The organism is Variovorax sp. YR750 (assembly GCF_900109805.1).
Classification (GTDB): Bacteria; Pseudomonadota; Gammaproteobacteria; order Burkholderiales; family Burkholderiaceae_C; genus Variovorax; species Variovorax gossypii.
In genome coordinates, this window is sequence record NZ_FOBJ01000013.1 from 75,386 (window position 1) to 99,868 (window position 24,483).

Here is a 24,483-nt window from a genome sequence, read left to right on the forward strand (position 1 = left end):
TTGGCGCAGCGACACGAAGTGCGCGAAGCCTGGGGGCGAGCCTGGTCCGTCATGGTGATTCGGCGGGTATCGCAATGCGCACCCGGTAGCTTTTCTGATCCATGCCCGCGCTGAACTGCATCTGCATGTCGTGCAGCAGCCGCAGGCGGTCTCGCACGTTGGCCAATGCGATGCCGTGGCCGCGCGGCAGCGGCTCGTCGGCCCAGCGCAGCGGCGGAAGGCTGTTGACCACCTCGATCACCACCATGCTGCCGCGCCGCTCGGTGCGGATGCGCAGCTTGGCGCCCTCGGGGCTGGGCTCCACGCCGTGCTTGATGGCGTTCTCGACCAGCGGCTGCAGCAGCAGCGGCGGCAGCCGCGCGTTGCTGGCGGCGGCATCGAGGTCCCAGCGGATGCGCAAGCGGTCGCCGAAGCGCACCTGCTCGATGGCCAGGTAGCGCTCGGCCAGCGCGATCTCGTCGGCCAGCGTGCCCGATTCGCCGGGGTCGGCCAGCGCCTGGCGGAACAGCTCGGCCAGGTCTTCGAGCATGGTCTCGGCCTTGGCCGGCTCCTCGCGCACCAGGGCGATGGCGCTGTTGAGGGTGTTGAAAAGAAAGTGCGGGCGGATGCGCGACTGCAGTTCCTCCAGCCGCGCCGTAGTGGCGGCCGGCGTCTGGCCCCGGGCGCGCAGCACCATCGCGGCCATCACGAGCCCCGCGAACAGGGCGCCGGCCAGGGCGCTGGCCAGCCACGGCGCGCTGGCCAGCACGCCCGTCAGGCGCAGCAGGCCGCAGCCGTAGATTGCCGACAGGGAGCCGAGCAGCGCGCCGGCCGTGTACTGCCAGTGCTTCGGCAGCCGCCGCAGCGGCTTCTTGAGGCCGCAGGCGCTCACCAGCCACAGGAGCGTGGCGGGCAGCGCCCCGCCGGTGATGGTGGCCGTCTGCACCAGCCATTCGCCGGGCGTGGAGACCACGAAAAGAGCGGCGATGGCCACCACCGCCTCGACGAACACCACCGTGCGCAGCACCACGCCGATCTGGCAGGCGTCGAAGATGGACGGGTCGCCGCGCGCGGAGGACACGGCCGCGCGCGCCCTTTCCGACGACGGCGGGGGCGTGGGGGAAGAGCTGGCCGATAAAATCGCCGGGTTGCGCATCGCAGACATCTGATCCATCGGGTAACCAACCCATTATTGCCTCCAGGACGGCTCCCATGACCCAAAACCAACTCGACAAGAAATCCGAAGCCTGGTCGGCCCTTTTCTCCGAACCGATGAGCGACCTCGTGAAGCGCTACACCTCCAGCGTCTTCTTCGACAAGCGCCTGTGGCAGGCCGACATCCAGGGCTCGCTGGCGCATGCCGGCATGCTGGCCGCACAGGGCATCATCAGCGTGCAGGACCACGCCGCCATCGAACGCGGGATGGCGCAGATCCGCTCCGAGATCGAATCCGGCGCCTTCGAGTGGAAGCTCGACCTCGAGGACGTGCACCTGAACATCGAGGCCCGCCTGACCCAGTTGGTCGGCGACGCCGGCAAGCGCCTGCACACCGGCCGCAGCCGCAACGACCAGGTCGCCACCGACGTGCGCCTGTGGCTGCGCGGCGAGATCGACCTGATCGGCGACCTGCTGGTCGAGCTGCAGAAGGAGCTGGTGAACATCGCCGAGAAGAACGTCGACGTGATCCTGCCGGGCTTCACCCACCTGCAGGTGGCGCAGCCGGTGAGCTTCGGCCACCACATGCTGGCCTACGTCGAGATGTTCAGCCGCGACGCCGAGCGCATGAGCGAGATCCGCAGGCGCGTGAACCGCCTGCCGCTGGGCGCCGCCGCGCTGGCCGGCACCAGCTACCCGCTCGACCGCGAGCTGGTCGCGAAGACGTTGAACATGGACGGCGTCTGCCAGAACAGCCTGGACGCCGTGAGCGACCGCGACTTCGCCATCGAGTTCACCGCCGCCGCCAGCCTGTGCATGGTGCACGTGAGCCGCATGAGCGAGGAGCTCATCCTCTGGATGAGCCAGAACTTCGGCTTCATCCAGATCGCCGACCGCTTCACCACCGGCTCGTCGATCATGCCGCAGAAGAAGAACCCCGACGTGCCCGAGCTGGCGCGCGGCAAGACCGGCCGCGTGGTCGGCCACCTGATGGCGCTCGTCACGCTCATGAAGGGCCAGCCGCTGGCCTACAACAAGGACAACCAGGAAGACAAGGAGCCGCTGTTCGACACCGTCGACACGCTCAAGGACACCCTGCGCATCTTCGCCGAGATGATCGGCGGCATCACCGTGAAGCCCGAGGCCATGGAGGCCGCCGCGCTGCGCGGCTACGCCACCGCCACCGACCTGGCCGACTACCTGGTGAAGAAGGGCCTGCCCTTCCGCGACGCGCACGAGACCGTGGCGCACGCCGTGAAGGCCGCCACCTCGCACCAGGTGGACCTGTCCGAGCTGCCGCTGGCCGTGCTGCAGCAGTTCAACCCGAACATCGAGAAGGACGTGTACGACGTTCTGAGCCTGCGCGGTTCGCTGAATGCGCGCAACGTCCTGGGCGGCACCGCCCCGGCGCAGGTGAAGGCGCAAGTGGCGCGTCACCGCGCACGCCTCGGCTGAGCGCGGCGGCAACAGCGGCAGCCGCACCGTGTTCTACGCCATCCCGCTCGAGAACAAACCGAGCTGGCGCAATCCGCCGTGGATGACGGTGCTGCTGATCCTCGTGAACATGATCGTGTTCTGGGGACCGCAGAGCAGCGAGGAGAAAGGGCAGGAACGCGCCGCGGCCTTCTACGTGAAGAGCGCGCTGCCCGCCCTGGAACTGCCGCCCTTCGTCGAGTGGCTCGAGAAGACCGATCCCAAGCGCGGAAAGCTGGCCCGCCGCATGCTGCGGCACGAGGAGGCCTATCCGCAGCTTCTCGAGGGCCTGCAGAACGAACGCAAGTTCCTGCAGAAGCTGCGCGCCGACGAGGTCATCACGCCCGCCAATCCGCAGTACGGCGACTGGAAGCGCGCCCGCCAGCAGTACGAGGCGATGCTGCCCGCGCCCTTCACCGAGCGCTGGGCGCAGAGCTACGCGACGGACGCCGAGTTCAGGCCCTGGACCTGGATCACCAACGCCTTCCTTCACGGCAGCACCGGCCACCTGCTGGGCAACATGCTGTTCCTCTTTCTGTTCGGCTTCTCGGTCGAGCTGGCACTGGGCCGCGGCACCTACCTGGCCTTCTACCTGCTGGGCGCCGTCGGCGCCTCGGTGCTGGCCGGCTGGGCCTATGCCGGGGGCACCTACGGGCTGGGCGCCTCGGGCGCGGTGTCGGCGCTGATGGGCATGTACGCGGTGATGTACCGCCTGCGACGCATCCGCTTCTTCTACCAGCTGCTCTTCTATTTCAACTACGTCTCCGCGCCGGCCCTGCTGCTGCTGCCGGCCTGGATCGCCAACGAGCTGATGCAGCACTGGCTGGGCGGCAAGGGCATCGCCTACATGGCCCACCTCGGCGGCCTGCTGACGGGCGCGGCGCTGATGGCCGGCGCCATGCTGCTGGGCCGGGTGAAGACGCCCGAGACCGTCAAGTCGGAGATGGCGAACGACGACGACGGCTTCGACGAGCACGTGGCCGCCGCCCGCAAATACGGCGCCGCGATGAAGTTCGACCGTGCCTGCGCCGAGTGGCGCGCCGCCGCCGCGCTGCGCCCCAACGACGCCGACACCCTGCGCGCCTGGTTCAACACCGCGCGCCTGCAGCCCGCGAGCGACGACTTCCACCAGGCCGCGCGCCGCATCTTCCGCCTGCCCGCCACCGACCCCGACACGCTGGCGCTGCAGCACGCCAGTTTCCAGACCTACCTCGACCAGGCCCGGCCCGGCGTGCGGCTCAAGCCCGAGGACATGGCCCGCCTCGCGCGCCGCTTCGCCCGCATCCGCCAGTTCGACGACGCCGACCGGCTGTGCCGCATCCTGCTGAAGACCGCGCCCGACCACCCCGAGCTGGCCGACACGCTCTCGACCTTCGCCAACGGCCTGCTGCATGCTGGCCTGCGCGACAAGGCGCTCCATCTGCTGCCCGAGCTGCTGCGCCTCGCGCCGAACGACATGGTGACGCGCGCGCTGCAGAAGGCCTGAGGAAATGCTTTCGCCCGAACAGCGGAACTGGCAGCGCCACTGGCACGAAGTCTTCGACGCGGCGCTGGGCCCCGACAGCCCGCCCGGAGAGCCCCTGCCCGACGACATCGACACCGATTTCAGGCTGCAGTTCGAACTCTGGGACCTGCCCGCCGAGGCCCGTGCGCGGGCTTTCTCGGTCTTTCCGAATGCCGCGGGAATGCTCGCGAGGATCGACGCGCACCGCTCCGCCCCGCCCTCGGCCATCGATGCCGATGAAGCCACCCGCATCCTGCGCGATGGGCTGAAGCTGCTGCGGCGGCTCGGCATCGAGTCACCCGAGCCCGATGCCGCCGTGGCCGTGCTCGACACAGGCAAGGTTTCGCTGCACGACGCCTTCTCCAGGGCCGACAGCCCCTTCATCGAGCTCCACGACGCCCTGCACGACATGGCCCTGCGGGAAACCGGCGAAGCCGGCAAGGACGCGTACTTCTTCCTGTCGGAGCCGCTTTACCGCCTGGCGGCCTCCTACGCGGTGGCCCACTGGATCTGCTGGCCGCTGTGCGCGCAGCCTGGCGCGCCTGACGCCACCGAAGCCGAGTACCGACTCTGGCGAGGCGGCTGGTCGTCCGGGTGGAGCGAGGAAGGCGTGTTCCTCTTCGATCGCAGGGAAGAATTCGGCCTGACGGGCTGACCCGCCGGCTCCTCAGGCCGTCTGGGCCGGCGGCGCCGCCGGGCGCAGCAGCCAGCGCACTTCCTGCGTCTGCTCGCTGTCGGGGTAGCGCGCTTCCATCGTCGTCAGGATGGGCTGGGCCATGTCGGCGCGGCCAAGCCCCTGCACCAACGCGCGCGCCGCGAGCTCATAGGCCTGCGGGATCGCCTCGTTGCCGCGGAAGCGCTTGTCGAAACCCGACAGCAGCGCCAGCGTGGCGTGCGCATCGCCATTGCGCCATTCGGCGCGCGCCATGGCGATCACCATGGCCGGGTCGTCGAGCGCGAAGGCCTTGTCGCGCTCCTTGCAGGCCTTGAAGACCTTCAGCGCCTCCGAAGCCAGGTCGCGGCGCATCAGCAGCGGAATGAAGCGCTTCGCCTGGTCGAGCATGGTGTCCTTCTTCTCGGGCATCAGCGCCAGCACGCGGTGGTAGCGGCGCTGCGCGGCGAGGTCGTTGGAATCGGCCGTGCGCTGCGCCTCGTAGGCCGTGCCCAGCGCGGCGGCGAGGTCGCCTTCGGTGACCAGCTGCGCCACTTCCGCGTCGATGCGCTGCGCCTCGATCTGCGCGGGCGTGCGGCGGTCGACCGGCGCGCCGTCGGGCAGCTCGCTGCCCGGCACGGCGTCGAAGCCGAAGGCGTCGTGGTGCTGGAACATCACGTAGCCCAGCAGGCTGGCCATCACCCAGCCGAAGTAGATGAAGGCGAAATTGATGATCGGCAGCACGATGCGCCCGTCGAACATCGGCAGCACCATCGCCAGCGCCACCTGCGCGCCGGTGCTCAGCAGGAACAGGAAGAAGCACAGCAGCGCATACGGCCAGCCGATGGTGCGCATCGCGTCCATCACGTGGCCGGGGTTCATCGCCTGGAAGAAGCTGGCCGACTGCACCAGCACGATCACCGCCGCCGGGAAGGTGAAGGACATGACGAAGAGCCCCACCGTGCCCAGGATGGGCGCGTACCAGGCGAGCCAGCCAATCAGGAAGGCCTGCACCAGCGAGATGGCGAACAGCTTCCAGGGCATGTAGGTCCAGTCGTCGCTGGACTCGCGGCCGAAGTCGGCCGAGTCGCGGATGCCGCGCGCGCCCAGCGCGATGATCTTGAAGCCGTAGCGGCTTGCCGCCAGCATGATGCCGACCTCGATGACGAACAGGGCCAGCCCCTGGGGCAGGAAGAAGATCGCGTCGAACAGCAGGCTGCAGAAGGACAGCAGCAGGCCGTAGGCGAACGGCCGCATCTGGAACGGAAATGCGAAGAAGCTGTTCAGGCGGTGCCAGAACGGCGGTGGCGGCGGCAGCGCATCCTTGGTGGCGATCATGTCGGCTCCCCAGTCTCTTTTCTCTTGTTTTCCTGCTCTTCTTCCTACTTGCGGAAGAACTCGCTCTGGCTCATGGCGCCGCGCCCGCCCAGACGGACGACGGAGGCCTCCTGCGCGTGCACCAGCCGCATCTGGCCGAGTTCGCGCTCCAGGCGCTGGGTGAAGCTGGTCTTCACCTGGAAGGCCGAGTCGCCCATCTGAAGCACGCTGGTGCCCTTGACGACGGCGCTCTTGCGGTCGGGCGCCACTTCGACGGAGTCGATGTGGTAGTCGTAGCCGAAGGAAAGGACCGCGCCCATGCGGTCGCCCACCATGCGCAGGGTCTCGAAGGTCTTGCGCTGCGCCTCGCAGGCTTCTTCGCGGTTGTGCGAAGCCTCCTCGGTGCGTCCCATCATGGTCGTCTTGCTCTCGATGACGGCGTTGCGGGCGAGCTGCTTGCACAGCTTGTCGGCGTCGCGGTCGGAAATGGCGCGCGCCTCCTTGCGGTAGTAGTCGTGGACCATCGGCTCGTCGAGCTTGCGCCCGCCGACAAAGAAGTACCACGCCCCCACGCAGAGCACGATCGCGATCGCAATTTGCTTCATTCTTCCCGTCCGCGCGGTGCGCGGTCCCTCGTTTTATGCGCGGCAGTATACGTTCACAAATGTTTCCAAAAGACTTCATTCGAGCGATGCATTGAATCCGGCGGGCGGGCCGCCCCGTATACCGGGCATGCGCATCGATGCCCCACAATCCGCGGATGCCAGCACCCAGCCCCGACGCCGAATTGATGGCGCTGATCGACCGGATCGGCCATCGCGACGAAGCCGCCTTGCGCCTGCTGTACGACCGCACCTCGCCCCGCCTGATGGGCCTGGCGATGCGCGTCGTCCGGCAGCGCGAATGGGCCGAAGACGTGCTGCAGGAAAGCTTCCTGACCGTCTGGCGGGTGGCCGGCGACTACCGCGCCTCGCTGAGCCCGCCGCTGGCCTGGCTCGGGCTCATCGTGCGCAGCCGGGCACTCGACCTGCTGCGCCGCCGCACCGCCGACCGCGCACAGCTCACGCAGGAATTCGACGAGCAGATGGCCGACCAGCTCGAATCGGACGCGCCCGACCCGGCCGCCAGTGCCGATGCCAGCGAGCAGGCCTGGGCGCTGCACCAGTGCCTGAGCCAGCTCGAGGGCCGCCAGCGCGAGGTGGTCAGCCTGGCCTACCTGCGCGACATGAGCCACGGCGAGCTGGCCGAGCAGCTCAAGCTGCCGCTGGGCACGGTCAAGACGTGGATACGGCGCGGGCTGGAAAAGCTGCGCGTCTGCATGGGGCGCTTTGCGTGAGAGCGGTGACGACGAAGAAGGCGGTTTCCCCATCATGAATCTCATCGCACATCCCGAACTGCTCGAACTGCTGGCCGCGAGCCATGCGCTCGGCACCCTGCGCGGCGGCGCCCGCCGCCGCTTCGAGGCCCTGGCGCGCGAACAGGCGCCGGTGCGTGCCGCCGCGCTGGTCTGGCAGGGCCGGCTCGCGAGCATGACCGAGCTGCAGCCCTCGGTCACGCCCGACCCGGCCGTGTGGACCCGCATCCGCAACATGATCGACGCCGAGCAGTCGGCGCTCGCGCTGGAACGCCAGCGCGAAGCGGCACGGGCCGCCGGCGAGTCCCGTCCGGGCGGCTGGCTGCGCAGCCTCGCGCTGTGGCGCACCGCCACCGCCGCCGGCGCGCTGGCCACCGTGCTGGCCGTGACGGTCGGCCTGAACCTGCGCGACCAGCTGCAGAACGCGCCCGCGGTGCAATACGTGGCCGTGCTGAGCGACGACAAGGAAGCGGCCTCGATGCTCGTGACCTTCGATCCGAAGAAGAAGCAGCTGGTGCTGCAGCGCGTGGGCGGCTACAGGGAAGGCGACGACAAGTCGCTGCAGCTCTGGGCCCTGCCCCCGGGCGGCGCGCCGCGTTCGCTGGGCGTGCTCGGCAACGCGCCGGGCCTGCGCCTGGCGGCGTCGGCCTCCGACGTGGCCGTGCCTGCCCTGGCGATCTCGCTCGAGGCCAAGGGCGGCGTGCCGCCGGGCAGCGGGCCGAAGGGGCCGATCCTGTTCAAGGGCGCGCTCATCGAGAAAACACTCTAGGCGAGGCCCGGCTGTCAACGATCGCGGCTGCTGGAGCGTCGTGAGGGAAAATCCGCCCAACCGCCGCCTTCCCGCCACCTTCAGCCCTTCTTTTCCGTCCTTCCGATGCATCCGATGAAAACCGCGCTCGCCGCGGTCGCACTGCTGACCGCGGCGCTGGCCGCGAATGCCCAGTCTTCCTTCTTTCCCCAGGAATCCGAGACGGCTGCCGCCGAGGCAGCGGCCGCGCGCGACTACCTGGCCGCCAAGGATCGCTGGCACAACGAGCTCGCGGCCTTCGCCCGGGCCGACCAGGAGCGCTTTCCGGCGCCCGGCGGCGTGGTGTTCGTGGGCAGCTCCACGGTGCGCATGTGGAGTCGGCTGCAGCAGGACTTCGCGCGCGTGCCCGGCGGCGTGGTCAACCGCGGCTTCGGCGGCTCCACGCTGGCCGACTGCGCCCTGTTCGCGCGCGACCTGGTGGTGCGCTACAAGCCGCGCCAGGTGATGGTCTACGCGGGCGACAACGACCTGGCCGAGGGCCGTACGCCGCTGCAGGTGCTCGACAGCTTCGCGCGCTTCGCCAACGCGGTGCGCGCCGAGCTGCCCGACACGCGCATCAGCTTCATCTCGGTCAAGCCCAGCCCTTCGCGCGAGCAGCTGATGCCGCAGATCCGGGAGACCAATCACGTCGTCGCGGCCTACCTGAACCTGCTGCCCAACAGCGAGTTCATCGACATCTACACGCCGATGCTGGGCGCCGACGGACGTCCGCGGCCGGAGCTCTTCCGGGGCGACAGGCTGCACATGACCGACGAAGGCTACCGGCTGTGGCAGTCGGTGATCGCGCCGCACCTGCCGGCCCCTCCGGCAACGCCGACGGCCGGCCTGCCCTGATCCTGACGAGTCCGATCAGGCAGGCGCGGGCTCGGACGGCACGTCGTCCGCCGGCGGCGGAACGTCGGCGCCGCGCGTGAAACGCGCCACGAAGTACATCCCCGAGAACACCACCGCCAGCAGCAGGCCGTCGCCCCACCAGGGCCGCGCCGTCTGGCTGTCGCCGTAGAAGGCCAGCACCAGCAGCACCGCGACGAGGTGCGCGCAGAACACCGGCAGCGAGGCCGATCCCATCGCCTCCAGCCAGCGCAGTCGCGGAATGCGGCGCATCAGCCAGGGCCCGAAGCGCACCGCCAGGATGCCCAGCGCCACCAGATTGACCAGGCGCAGCGGGCCGAGCTGCCATTTGTCGAACAGCAGGTTCAGCTCCACGTCGCCGCCGAACGGCGCCTGCCCGTTGATGCCGGTGTGGCGCCAGTAGAAGCCGTACAGCGCGATGCCCGCGGCCAGCGCCACAAGCCATGCCGGAAAGCGCAGCGGCCGCGCGTCGGGGTCGTTGCGGGTCGCGCCGATGCACAGCCCCGCGAACCACAGGAACTGCCAGGCGTAGGTGTTGAACGCGCCCATCTCGTGGAACGGCACCGGCACGCCGAGATAGCGCACCGCCAGCCCGTAGACCCATTCGCTGATGCCGAACTGAGCCGCCGCCCACACGGTGGCGCTCGCCGCCATCACCCAGGTCCAGCCGTGGCGCATGGCGAAGGCCAGCACCCAGGGACTCATGAGCATGAAAAAGATGTACATCGGCAGGATGTCGAGCAGCGCCGGCTCGTAGATGAGCAGCAGCCCGTAGATGAAGCCCTCGCGCGGCTCCGCCAGGTAGTACGACACCAGGTTCTTCACCGCCGGCTGGTCGATGTGCAGGCCCACCGCGGTGATCACGGTGAACAGGAAAAGCAGGGTCGCCGCCTGGGCCAGGTAGACCTTCAGCACGCGCCGCCAGAAGGCCTGGCGCATCGAGTCGACGCCGCGTACATGCCCGATGCGGCTGTACACCAGCCCGGCGACGAAGGCAGAGAGCAGAACGAAGCCCTCGGCGGCCGAGACGAAGCCGAAGGGCTGGCCCAGCGGGTCGGTCAACCGGGTCGGCAGGTGGGTGACGGTCATCAGCACGAGCATCAGCCCGCGCAAGGCGTCTATTTCCCAGTAGCGTTTCATCGGTCGGCGGCGAGGTCTTGATTGCGGTCCGCGCGGCGCACGCACGACGGCGTCGATTGTAAGAAGAGCTGTGTAAAGCCCGCCGCGCCCGGCGGCCGGGCCAACGGCCTATGACTGTTGGCACTCCCGAACCGTCGTGCAAATCGGCTACGCTGCGCGCTGCCTCTCAGGTGGAGATACAAAAAAGTGAATCGTTTCCTTCCAACATTGCTCCTTGCCGGCGGCGTTCTTGCGTCCGGCGCGGGCCATGCCCTCCAGATCGTCAGCCTCTCGCCACAGGGCGAAGTGGCGCGCGTTCGCCAGGTGGTCGCCAAGTTCGACCAGCCCGCCGTCAACTTCGGCGACCCCAAGGCCCCCGCTCCGCTCACGGTGAGCTGCAACGACGCCCAGGCAGCCAAGGGCACCGGCCGCTGGACCGACGCCAAGGCCTGGGTCTACGACTTCGAGAACGACCTGCCGCCCGGCGTGCGCTGCACGGTCACCCGCATTCCCACCTTCAAGCCCGCCAGCGGCGAGCTGACCGGCCCCGAGCGCTACCAGTTCAACACCGGCGGTCCGTTCGTGCGCAACTACATGCCGGGCAACTACAGCCGCATCGACGAGCAGCAGATGTTCATGCTGGAGCTCAACGGAGCGGCCACGCTGGAGAGCGTGCGCCAGAACGTCTGGTGCACGGCCGACGGTGTGGGCGAGCGCATTCCCGTCAAGCTGCTCGACGGCGAGCAGCGCACCGGCCTGCTCAAGGCCTTCGGACGCGACAAGTCCGCCGAGAAAGACCCGCTGCGCTTCATCACGATGCAGTGCAACCGCACGCTGACGCCCGGCGCCAAGGTGCAGATCGTCTACGGCAAGGGCGTGGCCACGCCCTCCGGCGTGGCCAACAACGTGGAGCGGCGCCTCGAGTTCCAGGTGCGCGAGCCCTTCGCCGCCTCCTTCACCTGCGAGCGCGAGAACGCGCAGGCCGCCTGCCTGCCGCTGCGCCCGATGCAGCTGCAGTTCAACGCGCCCGTCACGCGCAAGCTGGCCTCGCAGATCCAGCTCAAGGGCGACAAGACCATCAAGGCCAAGCTCGACAACGAAGGCGGTTCGCAGAGCGACGACGACGTGGTCAACAGCGTGAGCTTCGAGCCGCCGCTGGCGGAGAGCGCGCAATACAGCATCGAGCTGCCCTCGAAGTTCGAGGACGCCTCGGGCCGCCCGCTGGCCACGCCCGGCAACTTCCCGATGAAGGTGGCCACCGGCGCGATGCCGCCGCTGGCCAAGTTCGCCGCCTCGCCCTTCGGCGTGGTCGAGCGCCTGGCCGAGCCCGACACCCCGGCCATGATGCCGGTCACCGTGCGCCGCGTGGAGCCGAAGCTGATGGTGAACGCCCTCACGCCCGGCAAGGTGAGCGACATGAACCCGAAGACCGACGCGGAAATCATCGCGTGGTTCCGCAAGGTGCGCCGCTACGACAACTTCACCGTCTCGCGCGAACAGGCGCGCAAGGACGTGAAGGGCCCGCTGCCCCCGGTCATCGACAAGGACGACCGCACCACGCTGCAGACCCGCATGCTGTCGCTGCTGGCCGGCCAGCCGGGCGTGAAGGCGCTCGACATGCCCAAGGCCGACAGCGGCGATCCGCGCCCCTTCGAAGTCATCGGCATTCCGCTGACGCCCGGCTTCCACGTGCTCGAGATCGCCTCGCAGAAGCTGGGCGAGGCCCTGCTCGACGAGCGCTACAACGCAGGCCGCACGATGTACGTGCGCACCACCGCGCTGGCCACCAACCTGGCGGTGCACTTCAAGCTGGGCCGCGAGAACTCGATGGCCTGGGTGACGACGCTGGACAAGGGCAAGGTCGTGGCCGGCGCCGAAGTGCGTGTCTCCAGCTGCGACGGCAAGGCCGTGGCCAGCGGCACCACCGACGCCAACGGCGTCGTCATGCTCAGCGGCGTCTCGCCGCAGGCGCCCTCGTGCAACGGCCCGAACGAATACGACAGCGGCGCATGGTTCGTCAGCGCCCGCGCCAAGGACGAAAAGGGCGTGGAAGACCTCGCCTTCACCTGGAGCGACTGGCAGCGCGGCATCGAGCCCTGGCGCTTCAACGTGCCGACCAGCCTGCAGGCCGAGGCCGACCGCGTCGCCCACACCATCTTCGACCGCACGCTGCTGCGCGCCGGCGAGACGGTGTCGATGAAGAGCCTGATCCGCACGCAGACCAGCAAGGGCTTCGGCTTGCCCGAGAACCGCCCCGACACGCTGGTCATCACCCACGTGGGCAGCGGCCAGCGCTTCACGCAGCCGTTGAACTGGCGCAAGACCGCCACCGGCGGCCTGAGCGCCGAGAACAGCTTCGCCATTCCGCCGGCCGCCAAGCTCGGCGTGTACGAGGTGATGCTGCGCACAGGCGGCAAGGACGCCAACGGCGAGGGTGAAGGCGATGGCGACGACGGCTACGGTCGCAGCTTCTCCACCGGCAGCTTCCGCGTCGAGGAATTCCGCCTGCCCGTGCTCGAGGGCCGCATCGCGCCCACCGACAAGAAGCCGCTGGTGGCGGCCACCAGCGTGCCCACCGACGTGCAGATCAACTACGTCTCCGGCGGCGGCGCGGCCAACCTGCCGGTGCGCGTGTCGGCCATGGTGCGCGGCAAGAGCCTGAGCTTCTCCGACTACGACGCCTTCAGCTTCAACCCGCCGCGCTCCACGCAGGGCGACGGCAGCGAGGCAGCCACGGCCGTCACCGCAGCGGCCGAGGCCGGCTCGGGCGAGGAAGACCTCAACAGCGTGAACGACACCCGCGTGATCGCGGACAAGCTGCCGCTCACGCTGAACAAGGACGGCGCCGGCAAGGTCACGATCGACAAGGTGCCGAAGGTGAAGGCCGCGCGCGAGCTGCTGCTCGAAGCCACGTATGCCGACCCGAACGGCGAGGTGCAGACCATCCGCAGCACGCAGACGCTGTGGCCGGCCTCCGTCATCGCCGGCATCAAGACCGAAGGCTGGGTCTCCACCGCCCAGAAGCTGAAGTTCCAGGCGCTCGCGCTCGACCTCTCGGGCAAGCCCCAGGCCAACGTGACGCTCAACGTGCGCGCCGTGGCCCGCATCACCACCACCAGCCGCAAGCGCATGGTGGGCGGCTTCTACACCTACGACAACAAGACCGAGACCAAGGACATCGGCACCGTCTGCAGCGGCAAGAGCGACGCGCGCGGCCTGCTGCTGTGCGAATCGGAGCTGAAGGAGGCCGGCGAGGTCGAACTCATCGCCAGCGCCACCGACGGCGAAGGCCGCGACGCCCGCGCCGTGAGCTCGGTCTACGTGACGAAGCAGGGCGAGCTCTGGTTCGGCGGCGAGGACAACGACCGCATCGACGTGCTGCCCGAGAAGAAGAGCTACCAGCCCGGCGAGATCGCCAAGTTCCAGGTGCGCAGCCCCTTCCGCTTCGCGACCGCGCTGGTCGCGGTGGAGCGCGAGGGCATCATCGAGACGCACGTGGTCAAGCTCGACGGCAAGGACCCGACCGTCACCCTCGAAGTGAAGCCCGAGTGGGGCCCGAACGCCTACGTGAGCGTGCTCGCGCTGCGCGGCCGCCTGCGCGAGGTGCCCTGGTACAGCTTCTTCACCTGGGGCTTCAAGTCGCCGCGCGAGTGGTGGACGGCCTTCTGGTACGAAGGCAAGGAATACGTGGCGCCGACCGCCATGGTCGACCTGAGCAAGCCCGCCTACCGCCTCGGCATGGCCGAGATCCGCGTCGGCACGCGCGCCCACCAGATCGACGTGACCGTCACCAGCGACAAGCCCAGCTACCCGATCCGCAGCAAAGCGCAGGTCACCATCAGCGCCAAGCTGCCCGACGGCAAGCCGGCCGCCGGCGCCGAAGTGGCGCTGGCAGCGGTCGACCAGGCCCTGCTCGAGCTGATGCCCAACGACAGCTGGAACCTGCTGAACGCGATGCTGCAGCGACGCAGCTGGGGCGTGAGCACCTCCACCGCGCAGATGGAAATCGTCGGCCGACGCCACTACGGCCGCAAGGCCGTGCCCGCGGGCGGCGGCGGCGGCAAGGGCCAGACGCGCGAACTGCTCGACACCCTGCTGGTGTGGAACCCGAAGGTAGTGCTCGACGCCAACGGCCAGGCCATGGTGACGGTGCCGCTGAACGACGCGCTCACCACCTTCAAGATCGTGGCCGTGGCCGATTCGGGCGCCAACCTGTTCGGCACCGGGCAGGCCAGCATCCAGGCCACGCAAGACTTGCAGATCATCAGCGGCCTGCCGCCGCTGGTGCGCGAGGACGACCAGTTCCGCGCCCAGGTGACGCTGCGCAACACCACGCAGAAGCCGATGAAGGTCGAGGCCACGCCGCGCGCCACCCTGCTCACGCTGGAGCCGCAGACGGTCGACATCCCGGCCGGCGAGGCGCGCGAGGTCGCATGGACCGTGACCGCGCCCGCGCAGCTGGCGCAGACGCGCGCCGAAGCCATCATCTGGGAGATCGAGGCGAAGGACACCATCGGCGGCGCGCGCGATGCACTCAAGGTGCGCCAGCGCATCGTGCCCTCGGTGCCGCTCACGGTGCAGCAGGGCACGCTGGTGCAGGTCGACGGCCCCTTCACGCTCGACGTGGCGCCGCCCGCCGACGCCCTGCCCGGCCGCGGCGGCCTGAAGCTCTCGATGCAACCCAAGCTGGCAGAAGGCCTGCCGGGCGTGCGCGACTGGTTCGCGAACTACCCCTTCATCTGTCTCGAGCAGAAGACCAGCAAGTCGGTCGGCCTGCGCGACGCGAAGATGTGGCAGGGCGTGCTGGCCCAGTTGCCCACCTACCTCGACAGCGACGGCCTGGCCAACTACTTCCCGCCGCGCGACGGCGAGGCCAATCGCGGCAGCGACATCCTCACCTCGTACCTGCTCGCGGCCACGAACGAAGCGGCCCAGCTCAACCCCGCCTTCGCGCTCGCCGACGACGTGCGCGCGCCGATGGAGTCGGGCCTGATCGCCTTCGTCGAAGGCCGCATCACGCGCGAGTTCTGGAGCCCGCGCAAGGACCTCGACGTGCGCAAGCTCGCCGCGCTCGAAGCGCTCTCGCGCTACGGCAAGGCCAAGGGCAGCATGGTCGGCAGCATCACCATTGCGCCGAACCAGTGGCCCACCAGCGCGGTGATCGACTGGCTCAACATCCTGAAGCGCGTGAACGACGTGCCGCAGCGCCAGCAGCGCCTGGACGAGGCCAACAACGTGCTGAAGGCGCGCCTGTCGTACCAGGGCACGAAGCTGATCTTCAGCACCGAGCAGGACGACTACTGGTGGTGGCTGATGACCAACGGCGACGTCAACACCGCCCGCCTGCTGCTCAGCGTGATGGACGACCCGGCCTGGAAGGACGACATCGGCAAGCTGGCCAACGGCTTCATCGGCCGCCAGCAGAACGGCGCCTGGCACACCACCACCGCCAACCTGTGGGGCGGACTGGCGCTGGAGAAGTTCAGCAAGGTGTTCGAGAGCACGCCGGTGGCCGGCGTCACCGCCGCCACGCTCGGCGCGGTGAAGGCACAGGTCGACTGGAGCAAGGTCGAGCGCGTGAAGACCAGCGACGCTGCCGGTGCGCCCAACCAGACCACCTTCTTCGGCGCGCCCGCCTCGCCGGGCAACCTGAAGAACAACACGATGTTCCTGCCGTGGGCCGCTTCGCCGTCGGGCGCACCGGTGCGCGACACGCTGCTGGTGACGCAGCAGGGCACCGGCAAGCCGTGGCTCACGCTGCAGTCGATCGCCGCCGTGCAGCTGAAGGCGCCGTTCGCGGCCGGCTACGCCATCAAGAAGACCATCACCCCGGTCGAGCAGGCCACCGCCGGCAAGTACACCCGCGGCGACGTGCTGCGCGTGACGCTGGAGGTGAACGCCAGCGCCGACATGACCTGGGTCGTCATCAGCGACCCGATCCCGGGCGGCGCCACCATCCTCGGCGGCGGCCTCGGCCGCGACTCGCAGATCGCCACCCAGGGCGAGAAGAAGAGCGGCTCCGGCTGGCCGGCCTTCGAGGAACGCAGCTTCGAGGCCTTCCGCAGCTACTACGAGTACCTGCCCAAGGGCGTGGTGAAGATGGAATACACCGTGCGCCTGAACAACGTCGGCGACTTCGCGCTGCCGCCCAGCCGCGTCGAGGCGATGTACGCGCCCGAGATGTTCGGCGAGGCGCCGAATGCGCGGGTGAAGGTGGAAGCGGCCAAGTAGGCAGGCAGACAGAGGCAGGCAGACAGGCCTGCCGGAAACGGTGAAGGAGCGGCTATCGGTCATCGCTCCTTCACCGGCCGCCTTCACCATCGCGGCGAACCCACAACCTGGAGGAAAACACCATGGGCCTGGCTGTCTGCGTCGGCATGCTCGCCGAACTGCTCGAGGACGATCCCGAGAGCGCCGAGGGCTTCGAGGAGGAACTGGCCGAAGTCAACCGCGTGCTGGCCGCCGCGGGGCTTCCCCCGCACACCGAGCCGCGCGGACCGCTCGAACTCGACTCGCGCGCGTCGATCGACGGTTTTCCGTACTCCTTCATCCACTACCTGCGCCGCGCCTACGCGCACCGCGTGCTGTCGCCCGACTGGGTGGCCACGCCGCTGGCCGACGACGTCGATCCAACTGCCGATCCGAAGATCCAGTCGCTGCTCGACGGCTCCGAAAGCCACCTGCTGTGCCATTCGGATGCGGAAGGCTTCTACGTTCCAGTCGATTTCGACGAGGTGCTGTTCGACGAGGAATGCGACGGCGAGGAGGACGGGGAGGACGGGGAAGACGAGGAGGAAGACGGCAAGGACGAGGACGACGACCGGGACGAGGACGAGCTGGAAGAGCCAGCCGGTGGCCTGCCCGGCGGCATGCTCGGCTCGTCCTACCGCCTGCTCGACGAACTCGTGTTCGTGGCCCCCGCCCTGGGCATCCGCCTCGAGAACGGCAAGCTCTCCGACGAGGAAGCCGAACGCATCGACGCGCTCGTCGACGACGACAACGGCCTGTACCGCGAATACGTGTCCTGGCTGCTGCTGTACGAATCGGCGCGGCTGAGCATCGAGCACAGGACGGCGATCGTCTTCTGCTGAGCGGCACCGATCCCGCGAGGGCCAGCGTCCTCGCGGCGTCTGCGGCAACATGTGGGCCCTGATCGAGCCACCAGACACATGAGCGAATCCGGAAGCAATCCCGTCGACTTTCTTTCCCACAACCGCGCCGCCTGGGACCGCCAGGCCGCCGAAGAGCGCGAATGGTCGCGCCCCGTGAGCAGCGAACTGATCGCCAGCGCCCGCCGGGGAGACTGGCGCGTGCACCTCACGCCGCGCCCCCTGCCCGCGCACTGGCTGGGCGACGTGCGGGGCCTGCGCATCCTCTGCCTCGCCTCGGCCGGTGGCCAGCAGGCACCGGTGCTCGCGGCTGCCGGCGCACAGGTCACGGTGTTCGACCTGTCCGACGAGCAGCTGCGGCAGGACCGCCGCGTCGCCGAGCGCGACGGCCTCGAGCTCGAAACGGTACAGGGCGACATGCGCGACCTCGGCGCCTTCGCCGATGAGCGCTTCGACATCGTCTTCCACCCCATCTCCAACCTCTACGTGCCCGACGTGCGCCCGGTCTGGCGCGAATGCCATCGCGTGCTGAAGGCCGGCGGCGCGCTGCTCGCGAGCTTCTACAACCCGGTGGTTTTCATCGGCGACCGCGATCCGGCCCTTGCCGGGCAAGGGCTGCTGCGACCAACCTACAAGCTGCCGTATTCGGACATGAAGGATCTCCCGGCGGAAGCGCTCGAACGCAAGCGCCAGGGCGGCGAGGCCCTGGTGTTCGGCCACTCGCTGATCGACCTGATCGGCGGACAGCTGGACGCGGGTTTCGTCATCGACGGCTTCCTCGAAGACGACCAGCCGAACCCGCGCTTCCTCGTCGATCGCTTCATGCCGACCTTCCTGGCGACGCGTGCGCTGAAGAAGAACCCCGCATGAGCACGGCACCGGGCAGTTCCAGGCAGGCTCGCGCGGCGGCGAGAGGCGCAGGGGTTGTCCGGTGAGCTTCGTCGCATCTGTCCGCGCCTACCTCTCGCTGGCCTTCCGCTGGCAACGCGGCCGCCAGGGCACGGGCTACGACAAGATGCTGCTGCTCACGGCGCGGTGGCCGCTGCCGTTCGACAGCTATCTCATCCGCTACCCCGAGGGCTCGGAGATTCCGCCGCACACCGACCCGGTGCAGATCGGGCGGCACTACCGGCTCAACATCGTGCTGAAATCGCCGCGTTCGGGCGGCGAGTTCGTGTGCGCCGATCCGATCTTCGCGACGCGGCGCATCAAGCTGTTCCGCCCCGATGCCTGCGAGCACAGCGTGACGCGGGTGGTGGGTGGCAGCCGCTATGTCTTCTCGCTGGGGTGGGTGCTTGCCGGCAAGTCCGGCTGACCACGCGCACGCCCGGAACCATCGACCCGAAGGAGGCCTTGCCATGACCCGACTGATCGAGATCCGCACCTACAGGCTCAAGCCCGGCACGCTCGCCGCCTTCCACGAGGCGATGCACACGCGTGCCGTGCCGATGCTGCGCAGCAAGGGCATGGACGTGGTCACCTATGGCCGATCGGACCACGAGGAAGAGAGTTACCACCTCGTGCGCGCGTATGCGGACCGGCAGGCGCTGGATGCGCAGCAGTCCGCCTTCTACGGATCGGCCGAGTGGCGCGAAGGCCCGCGCGGCGCGCTGGTCGACCGCATCGAGACTTACCTCAACACGCTGCTGCGGGTTTCGGACGAGACCATCGCCAGCATGCGTTCCCTGAACCCCACCGACGAACCAGGAGCCACCTGAGATGCCCCTTCATTTCGACGACCCCGAGGAAGGCCTCGCGCGCGAGACCAGCCACCCGCGCTTCGTGCAGCTTGCCGGCGACGACTTCTACTACGACGTCGGCGACGACTTCAGCCCCTTCGGCAACGACGACGGCAGCGACACGCTCGCGGCGCTGGAAGACTGGTATCGCGACGAAGGCGGCAACGGCAAGGTCGCCGGGTTCCTGCAGGAGATGCTCGCCGACTGGGACTTCGGCGTGCCCGCCTCCATGCATCGCGCCGATGCCGACGTGCGCGAGAAGTGGCTCGCGGAAGACGACATGCACGAGACCTACCTGCAGTCCGAATGCCGCGCGCGCGTTGCGACGGCCTTCGGTCAGCTCAAGATCGCGGGCGAGATCGACGCGGACGTGCGCGACGAAGCACTGGCCGCGATCGCCTGCCAGCTCGCGCTGAACGAGCGCGCCCGCACGCACTACCCCGACTGGCCCTACGCCGACCAGAACCAGTCGCGGCTGACCGCGATGCGGGAAGTGCTGAGCGCCGCCTGAAACAACGCCTTCCGGCCTAAACTGCCCTCCCCTCCGTTCCCTCCCTTCCACCCTTTTCTCGTCAGGAGACAACCCATGACCACGCTGGCAATCGCAAACAAGCTCGTCGCGCTGTGCAAAGAAGGAAAGTTCGATGAATGCGAGTCGCTCTACACGGCCGACGCGGTGAGCGTCGAGGCCAGCGCCCCTCCCGGGCAGGCACGCGAGGCTGTGGGCCTGGCGGCGATCAGGGCCAAGGGCGAGTGGTGGGTCGCCAACCACGAAGTGCATTCGATGCAGGTCGCGGGCCCCTGGCCGCACGGTGACCGCTTCATCGTCGGCTTCCGCTTCGACGTGACGATGAAGGCCACCGGCCACCGCTTCACCATGGAAGAAATGGCGCTCTACACCACGAAGGACGGAAAGATCGTGAAGGAAGAGTTCTTCTACGACACCGGCGAATAAGCACCGGCGGCCGGCGTCGCGTGACGGTCGTTACGGCCGTGACGTGGCGCGCCGCCGCCGCGCTTGCCGCCATGGCGAGCGCCCCCGGATCATTCGCGGCCTTTGCACTCCACAACGCAAGGAGCCGACCGGATGATTCTTCACTTCACTTTCCTCTCGCACGCCTCTCATCGACCGCATCGGTTGCGCCGCCTGCTAGCAGGCTGCTGCATCGCAGCGATCTCCGCCTTCACCCACGCCCACGCCGAACCCATCGGCTTCGCCACCGCGCCGGCCGCCATCGTGGCGCGGGTGATGAACGGCGCGCCGGGCAGCATCGTGGTCGGCATCTCGCGCGAAAACCGCACGCAGTTCGCGATGCAGCGCAACGCCATCGGGCAGCCGGGCCGGATCGTCGAGACGACGCAGGCCGATGCGCAGCCTCTCTTCGAGACCGGCTCGATCAGCAAGGTGTTCACCGGCGTGCTGCTCGCGCAGGCGGTTGAGCGCGGCGATCTCTCGCTCGACGACACGCTGGGCAAGCTGCTGGCCGGCCAGACCACGATGCCGCCGCAGGTCGCGGCGATCACGCTGCGGCAGCTCGTCACCCACACCGCCTGCCTGCCGGGAATGCTGCCGGACGCACCGGGCCTGGCCAGCAGCCAGCCCTTCGCGCGGCCCGACCGGCCGCAGCTGCTCGCGGGTCTCTCGACGCTCAGGCTCGAACACGCGCCGCCCTGCAGGGGGCCCTACAGCAGCCTGGGCCTGGGCCTGCTCGGCCAGCTGCTTGCCGACCACTACGGCAAGCCGTGGGACCTGCTGGTGCAGGAGAACATCGCCGTGCCGCTGGGCATGAAGGACACGCTGCAGCACCTCGACGGCGAAGCAGGCAGGCTCGCACCCGGCTACGAGCACGACGCGCCGCGCACGCCCTGGGACTTCGACGCACTCGCAGGCGCGGGCGCCTTGCGCTCGACGGCGGCCGACCTGCTGGTGTTCGCACGCGCGCTCATGGCCGGCCGCAACGGTCCGCTGGGTGCCGCGGCCGAACGCGCGCTAACGCCGCTCGGCCATGACGGCACCTACGAAGTGGGCTACGCCATCCGCATGCGCGGCGCCGCCGGCCACCGGAGCTATTTCCACACGGGCCAGACCGGCGGCTACCGCGCGCTGCTGGTCTTCGCCCCGGCGAAGCAGCAGGCCGCGGTGATGCTCGCGAGCAATTCGTCGGCGGCTGCCGCGCGCATGGTGGACGACATCACCCTCCCCGCCTCGCCGGCATCCGCACGGCGGCACCGGTAGGAAGCAAGTTCTCATGCAGGCGCGATGCGGGCAGAATGGCCCGCAGGTGCCCTCATGAACACAAGATTTGTAGAAGCCTTTCTCTGGGCCGCGCGACTGGGCAGCTTCCGCGCCGCGAGCGACCGGCTCCACATCACGCAGGCGGCGGTGTCCAACCGCGTCGCCTCCCTCGAAGAAGACATCGGCGCGCGCCTGTTCGAGCGCGACGCGCGCGAGCTGCGGCTCACGCCCGTCGGCGTGCGGCTGATGGACTACGGCGAACGGCTGCTCGAGCTGCGCCGCGAGATCGTCTCGCTCGGCCGCCCGCGCGGCGACATCCTCGGGCTGGTGCGCATCGGCGCCATCGAGACCGTGGTCCACACCTGGCTGCTGGGCTTTCTCACCAACCTGCGCTCCACCTATCCGGGCATCGAGGTACAGCTGACCTCCGAGACCACGCTGGCGCTGCATCGCGGCCTGCGCGAGGGCGCGCTCGACATTGCGCTGCAGACCGACCACATCGCCGGCGCGGGCATCGTGAGCACGCCCTGCCTGCCGATGCCCATGGGATGGGTCGGGCCGCAGGGCGCCGAGGGCACGCAGACCGTCGAGCAGCTGCTGCGCCAGCCCGTGCTCACGATGAGCCCCGGCTCGCAGCCGCACGAGGCGCTCAAGAACCTGTTCCGCGCGGCTGGCATTCCGCTGGGCAAGGTGCACTGCGTGAGCTCGATCTCGGCGCTCGCGCGGCTGGTGAAGGCCGGCTTCGGCAACGCCCTGGTGCCGCTGCCGCCCTGCTACGAATACGTGGCCACCGGCGACGTGAAGATCATCGAGTGCGACGCGCTCATCTCGCCCCAGCGCATCGTGGTGAGCCACCTGGAAGCCGCCGACTCCGACGCCATCCGGCTCGTGGCCGAACTGGCGTGCCGGGCCTCCGACCAGTTCACGACATCGGCCGTCGCACCAACATGGAGCGCCTCGACAGAGGGTTAACCCTCGGAATGGCGCATCCGGGCCCCGAAAAGGGGCCAGTAATTCTTGTGGCTGTCGCCCAGAAAAACTCGTTTGTGACAGTCCGACCCTGCGACGGAAGATCGCGCCTTCATTTTTTCGAAGGCCCGACTCTCTTCCGCCGCCATGAACACACCTGACTCCTCTTCTTCCGCAGCAACGACGGCAAACGGCATGCTGTTCGTCGCATCCGACGTGGAGCCGGCCGACGAGGCCGACTTCAACCGCTGGTACGACCAGGAGCATGTGGAAGAGCGCGCACGCATTCCCGGCTTTCTCTCCGGTGCGCGCTATTTCTCGCTCGAAGGCGGCCGCAAGTACCTGGGGCTGTACCGCACCGAATCGCTGGCGGTGTTCGGCTCGCCCGGCTATCGCGCCGCATTCGAGAAGCAGACGCCGTGGTCGGTCGCCAACCTCGACCGCATGCGCCGGCCCGTGCGCCGCGTGTGCGCCGTGCGCGCCGTGACGGGCTTCGGCAGCGGCAGCCACGTGGTCGTGCTGCCGCTGCCCGTGGCTGCCGATGCCGAGGCGCTGGTGCAAGGCGCCGCGCGCATCGGCCAGCAACTGAAGAAGGAACAGGCAGGCTTCGTGCAGTCGTACCTGCTCGTGCCCGACACCGCGCTCAGCACGCCGCTGCCGCGCGAATCCACCGAAGGCCGCGTGCTGCAGCCGATGCTGGTGATCGAGACCAGCAGCGAAGCCTCGGCCCGCTCGGCGCGCGCCACGGCCGCCGCCGCATTCGACGCCGATCCCGCCGGCGGCTGGCTGTTCGCGCTCGGCTGGAAGCTGACCGCCGCCGAGCTGGCCTGACGCGGCAGGCATCCGCCCCCACTCACCTCCATCCCTCACCGAACAAAGGCTTCCAATGACCGAACATGTTCTTCCCGCCGCGGGCTCCGCGGCACCCGGGCAGGCCGCGCCGGCCTCCGCGAAGATGGGCCGGCTGGCCATGGCCAGCTCCATCGGCACCACGCTGGAGTGGTACGACTTCACCGTCTACAACATCATGGCGGCGCTGGTCTTCAACGCGGTGTTCTTCCCCTCGTTCGACCCGCTCACCGGCACCATCCTCGCGTTCTCCACCTACGCGGTCGGCTACATCTCGCGCCCGCTGGGCGGCGTGGTGTTCGGCCACCTCGGCGACCGGCTGGGCCGGCGCTTCGTGCTGGTGGCCACGCTGGTCATCATGGGTGTCTCCACCGGCCTGATGGGCCTGCTGCCCACCTACGCGAGCTGGGGCATCTGGGCGCCCGTCGCGCTGGTGGCGCTGCGCTTCGTGCAGGGCGTGGCGCTCGGCGGCGAATGGGCCGGCGCGGTGCTGCTGTCGATGGAGCACGGCAAGCCCGACGAGCGCGGCCGCAATGCCTCGTTCACGCAGGTGGGCCCCTCGTGCGGCACGCTGATCGGCACCGGCTTCATCGCCGCCGTGTCGGCCTGGCTGAGCCCGGAAGATTTCCAGAGCTGGGGCTGGCGCATTCCCTTCATCTCCAGCGTGGCGCTGGTGCTGTTCGGCCTGTGGCTGCGCCGCGGCGTGGACGAGACGCCCGTCTTCCGCGAGATGGAAGAGAAGAAGTCCACCGCCAAGACGCCCATCAAGGAAGTGATCACCCAGCACTGGCGCCGCCTGCTGGTGGCCGGCGGCTCGCGCATCGGCTCCGACGTGCTGTACGCGCTGGTGGTGGTGTTCACGCTGACCTACGTGACCACCGTGCTGCACCTGTCGCGTCCGCTGGCGCTCACCGCCACGATGATCGGCGCGGCCTGCAACGCGATCGCGGTGCCGTGGTTCGGCAGCCTGTCGGACCGCATCGGCCGCCGCCCGGTGTACATCGCCGGCGCGCTGCTGGGCATGGTCTGGGCCTTCGTGTTCTTCGTGCTGATGGACAGCGCGCACCCGGTCGCGATCTGCGCGGCGGTGGTAGTGGGCCTGCTGATCCACGCGATGATGTACGGCCCGCAGGCCGCCTTCGTCACCGAGCAGTTCCCCGGCCGCGTGCGCTATGCCGGCGCCTCGCTGGCCTACACGCTGGCGGGCATCGTGGGCGGCGGCTTCGCGCCGCTGATCATCGCGAGCCTGTTCAAGTCCTGGGGCAGCACGGTGGCCGTGTCGTTCTACGTGGTGGCCGCGCTGGGCGTGACGCTGATCGCCCTCGCGGTGGCCCGCGAAACCGCCAAGCGCCCGCTGGAGAGCTGATC

The 24,483-nt window shown here is 69.0% G+C and carries 21 protein-coding genes; 17 read left to right on the forward strand and 4 right to left on the reverse strand.

All coding sequences use genetic code 11. The features are described 5' to 3' along the window. Nucleotides 1–49 precede the first annotated feature (49 nt). On the reverse strand, nucleotides 50–1,135 hold the full coding sequence (locus BMY35_RS24885) for a sensor histidine kinase (RefSeq protein ID WP_240652159.1): 1,086 nt from the start codon (nucleotides 1,133–1,135) through the stop codon (nucleotides 50–52). Between the two features lie 56 nt (nucleotides 1,136–1,191). Here BMY35_RS24885 and argH point away from each other — a divergent pair, with 56 nt between their 5' ends. From argH to BMY35_RS24900, 3 genes are read left to right on the forward strand one after another with little or no spacing between them, the layout of a single operon-like run. After that, a complete protein-coding gene (gene argH / locus BMY35_RS24890) occupies nucleotides 1,192–2,589 on the forward strand; it encodes an argininosuccinate lyase (RefSeq protein WP_093205120.1) in 1,398 nt (465 codons plus the stop codon). 28 nt (nucleotides 2,590–2,617) lie between these two features. Continuing rightward, nucleotides 2,618–4,093 (forward strand): rhomboid family intramembrane serine protease, encoded by a 1,476-nt coding sequence (locus tag BMY35_RS24895; RefSeq protein ID WP_093205123.1) that lies wholly within the window; start codon nucleotides 2,618–2,620, stop codon nucleotides 4,091–4,093. Between the two features lie 4 nt (nucleotides 4,094–4,097). Beyond that, on the forward strand, nucleotides 4,098–4,766 hold the full coding sequence (locus tag BMY35_RS24900) for a hypothetical protein (protein ID WP_093205126.1): 669 nt from the start codon (nucleotides 4,098–4,100) through the stop codon (nucleotides 4,764–4,766). Nucleotides 4,767–4,778: 12 nt separating this feature from the next. Here the strand turns inward: BMY35_RS24900 and BMY35_RS24905 are convergent, their stop codons facing one another. Beyond that, nucleotides 4,779–6,101: a hypothetical protein gene (locus BMY35_RS24905; RefSeq protein WP_093205128.1), complete on the reverse strand. Its 1,323-nt coding sequence runs from the start codon at nucleotides 6,099–6,101 to the stop codon at nucleotides 4,779–4,781. A 44-nt stretch (nucleotides 6,102–6,145) separates the two neighbouring features. Further along, nucleotides 6,146–6,685 (reverse strand): hypothetical protein, encoded by a 540-nt coding sequence (locus BMY35_RS24910; protein WP_093205131.1) that lies wholly within the window; start codon nucleotides 6,683–6,685, stop codon nucleotides 6,146–6,148. Nucleotides 6,686–6,840: 155 nt separating this feature from the next. On the opposite strand from BMY35_RS24910, the gene BMY35_RS24915 reads away from it, so the two are divergent. The 3 genes from BMY35_RS24915 to BMY35_RS24925 all read left to right on the forward strand — a co-directional run bounded on the left by BMY35_RS24915 (nucleotide 6,841) and on the right by BMY35_RS24925 (nucleotide 9,076). Next, nucleotides 6,841–7,416: an RNA polymerase sigma factor gene (locus tag BMY35_RS24915; protein ID WP_371287192.1), complete on the forward strand. Its 576-nt coding sequence runs from the start codon at nucleotides 6,841–6,843 to the stop codon at nucleotides 7,414–7,416. A gap of 34 nt (nucleotides 7,417–7,450) precedes the next feature. Beyond that, nucleotides 7,451–8,203 carry an anti-sigma factor gene (locus tag BMY35_RS24920; RefSeq protein ID WP_093205507.1) on the forward strand — a complete coding sequence of 251 codons (753 nt, stop codon included), beginning with the start codon at nucleotides 7,451–7,453 and terminating at the stop codon, nucleotides 8,201–8,203. A gap of 114 nt (nucleotides 8,204–8,317) precedes the next feature. Continuing rightward, complete coding sequence (locus BMY35_RS24925) at nucleotides 8,318–9,076, forward strand: SGNH/GDSL hydrolase family protein (protein WP_093205136.1); 759 nt, start codon at nucleotides 8,318–8,320, stop codon at nucleotides 9,074–9,076. Nucleotides 9,077–9,091: 15 nt separating this feature from the next. On the opposite strand, the gene opgC is transcribed toward BMY35_RS24925, so the two are convergent. Then, nucleotides 9,092–10,234 carry an OpgC domain-containing protein gene (gene opgC / locus BMY35_RS24930; RefSeq protein WP_093205139.1) on the reverse strand — a complete coding sequence of 381 codons (1,143 nt, stop codon included), beginning with the start codon at nucleotides 10,232–10,234 and terminating at the stop codon, nucleotides 9,092–9,094. A 186-nt stretch (nucleotides 10,235–10,420) separates the two neighbouring features. Here opgC and BMY35_RS24935 point away from each other — a divergent pair, with 186 nt between their 5' ends. From BMY35_RS24935 to BMY35_RS24985, 11 genes are all read left to right on the forward strand, one after another. Beyond that, nucleotides 10,421–16,444 carry an alpha-2-macroglobulin family protein gene (locus BMY35_RS24935; RefSeq protein ID WP_093205142.1) on the forward strand — a complete coding sequence of 2,008 codons (6,024 nt, stop codon included), beginning with the start codon at nucleotides 10,421–10,423 and terminating at the stop codon, nucleotides 16,442–16,444. A 122-nt stretch (nucleotides 16,445–16,566) separates the two neighbouring features. Further along, nucleotides 16,567–17,304, forward strand: a complete 738-nt coding sequence (locus tag BMY35_RS24940) for a hypothetical protein (RefSeq protein WP_093205145.1) — start codon at nucleotides 16,567–16,569, stop codon at nucleotides 17,302–17,304. 78 nt (nucleotides 17,305–17,382) lie between these two features. After that, complete coding sequence (locus BMY35_RS24945) at nucleotides 17,383–18,192, forward strand: class I SAM-dependent methyltransferase (RefSeq protein WP_093205147.1); 810 nt, start codon at nucleotides 17,383–17,385, stop codon at nucleotides 18,190–18,192. A 61-nt stretch (nucleotides 18,193–18,253) separates the two neighbouring features. Beyond that, nucleotides 18,254–18,637: a 2OG-Fe(II) oxygenase family protein gene (locus tag BMY35_RS24950; protein WP_093205150.1), complete on the forward strand. Its 384-nt coding sequence runs from the start codon at nucleotides 18,254–18,256 to the stop codon at nucleotides 18,635–18,637. A 43-nt stretch (nucleotides 18,638–18,680) separates the two neighbouring features. Next, a complete protein-coding gene (locus BMY35_RS24955) occupies nucleotides 18,681–19,040 on the forward strand; it encodes an NIPSNAP family protein (protein ID WP_093205152.1) in 360 nt (119 codons plus the stop codon). A 1-nt stretch (nucleotide 19,041) separates the two neighbouring features. Then, nucleotides 19,042–19,572, forward strand: coding sequence for a MolR family transcriptional regulator (locus BMY35_RS24960; protein WP_093205154.1), 531 nt, complete (start codon nucleotides 19,042–19,044; stop codon nucleotides 19,570–19,572). Between the two features lie 75 nt (nucleotides 19,573–19,647). Continuing rightward, complete coding sequence (locus BMY35_RS24965; protein WP_093205157.1) at nucleotides 19,648–20,016, forward strand: nuclear transport factor 2 family protein; 369 nt, start codon at nucleotides 19,648–19,650, stop codon at nucleotides 20,014–20,016. Nucleotides 20,017–20,148: 132 nt separating this feature from the next. Beyond that, the gene (locus BMY35_RS24970) at nucleotides 20,149–21,297 is read left to right on the forward strand and encodes a serine hydrolase domain-containing protein (protein WP_093205159.1); all 1,149 of its coding nucleotides are present in this window, start codon (nucleotides 20,149–20,151) and stop codon (nucleotides 21,295–21,297) included. 54 nt (nucleotides 21,298–21,351) lie between these two features. Then, complete coding sequence (locus BMY35_RS24975) at nucleotides 21,352–22,269, forward strand: LysR family transcriptional regulator (RefSeq protein WP_093205162.1); 918 nt, start codon at nucleotides 21,352–21,354, stop codon at nucleotides 22,267–22,269. Between the two features lie 144 nt (nucleotides 22,270–22,413). After that, nucleotides 22,414–23,097 (forward strand): DUF4286 family protein, encoded by a 684-nt coding sequence (locus tag BMY35_RS24980; protein ID WP_093205164.1) that lies wholly within the window; start codon nucleotides 22,414–22,416, stop codon nucleotides 23,095–23,097. Nucleotides 23,098–23,152: 55 nt separating this feature from the next. Next, a complete protein-coding gene (locus BMY35_RS24985; protein WP_176947578.1) occupies nucleotides 23,153–24,481 on the forward strand; it encodes an MFS transporter in 1,329 nt (442 codons plus the stop codon). The last annotated feature ends 2 nt before the right edge of the window (nucleotides 24,482–24,483 follow it).

Excerpts from the sequence above, each read along its gene's own strand:
- BMY35_RS24910 (WP_093205131.1), bottom strand. The coding sequence starts at position 6,685 with ATGAAGCAAATTGCGATCGCGATCGTGCTCTGCGTGGGGGCGTGGTAC.
- BMY35_RS24965 (WP_093205157.1), top strand. The coding sequence starts at position 19,648 with ATGACCACGCTGGCAATCGCAAACAAGCTCGTCGCGCTGTGCAAAGAA.
- BMY35_RS24915 (WP_371287192.1), top strand. The coding sequence starts at position 6,841 with ATGCCAGCACCCAGCCCCGACGCCGAATTGATGGCGCTGATCGACCGG.
- BMY35_RS24940 (WP_093205145.1), top strand. The coding sequence starts at position 16,567 with ATGGGCCTGGCTGTCTGCGTCGGCATGCTCGCCGAACTGCTCGAGGAC.
- BMY35_RS24970 (WP_093205159.1), top strand. The coding sequence starts at position 20,149 with ATGATTCTTCACTTCACTTTCCTCTCGCACGCCTCTCATCGACCGCAT.
- BMY35_RS24905 (WP_093205128.1), bottom strand. The coding sequence starts at position 6,101 with ATGATCGCCACCAAGGATGCGCTGCCGCCGCCACCGCCGTTCTGGCAC.
- BMY35_RS24925 (WP_093205136.1), top strand. The coding sequence starts at position 8,318 with ATGAAAACCGCGCTCGCCGCGGTCGCACTGCTGACCGCGGCGCTGGCC.
- BMY35_RS24885 (WP_240652159.1), bottom strand. The coding sequence starts at position 1,135 with ATGCGCAACCCGGCGATTTTATCGGCCAGCTCTTCCCCCACGCCCCCG.
- argH (WP_093205120.1), top strand. The coding sequence starts at position 1,192 with ATGACCCAAAACCAACTCGACAAGAAATCCGAAGCCTGGTCGGCCCTT.
- BMY35_RS24900 (WP_093205126.1), top strand. The coding sequence starts at position 4,098 with ATGCTTTCGCCCGAACAGCGGAACTGGCAGCGCCACTGGCACGAAGTC.
- opgC (WP_093205139.1), bottom strand. The coding sequence starts at position 10,234 with ATGAAACGCTACTGGGAAATAGACGCCTTGCGCGGGCTGATGCTCGTG.
- BMY35_RS24960 (WP_093205154.1), top strand. The coding sequence starts at position 19,042 with ATGCCCCTTCATTTCGACGACCCCGAGGAAGGCCTCGCGCGCGAGACC.
- BMY35_RS24985 (WP_176947578.1), top strand. The coding sequence starts at position 23,153 with ATGACCGAACATGTTCTTCCCGCCGCGGGCTCCGCGGCACCCGGGCAG.
- BMY35_RS24955 (WP_093205152.1), top strand. The coding sequence starts at position 18,681 with ATGACCCGACTGATCGAGATCCGCACCTACAGGCTCAAGCCCGGCACG.
- BMY35_RS24975 (WP_093205162.1), top strand. The coding sequence starts at position 21,352 with ATGAACACAAGATTTGTAGAAGCCTTTCTCTGGGCCGCGCGACTGGGC.
- BMY35_RS24945 (WP_093205147.1), top strand. The coding sequence starts at position 17,383 with ATGAGCGAATCCGGAAGCAATCCCGTCGACTTTCTTTCCCACAACCGC.
- BMY35_RS24980 (WP_093205164.1), top strand. The coding sequence starts at position 22,414 with ATGAACACACCTGACTCCTCTTCTTCCGCAGCAACGACGGCAAACGGC.
- BMY35_RS24920 (WP_093205507.1), top strand. The coding sequence starts at position 7,451 with ATGAATCTCATCGCACATCCCGAACTGCTCGAACTGCTGGCCGCGAGC.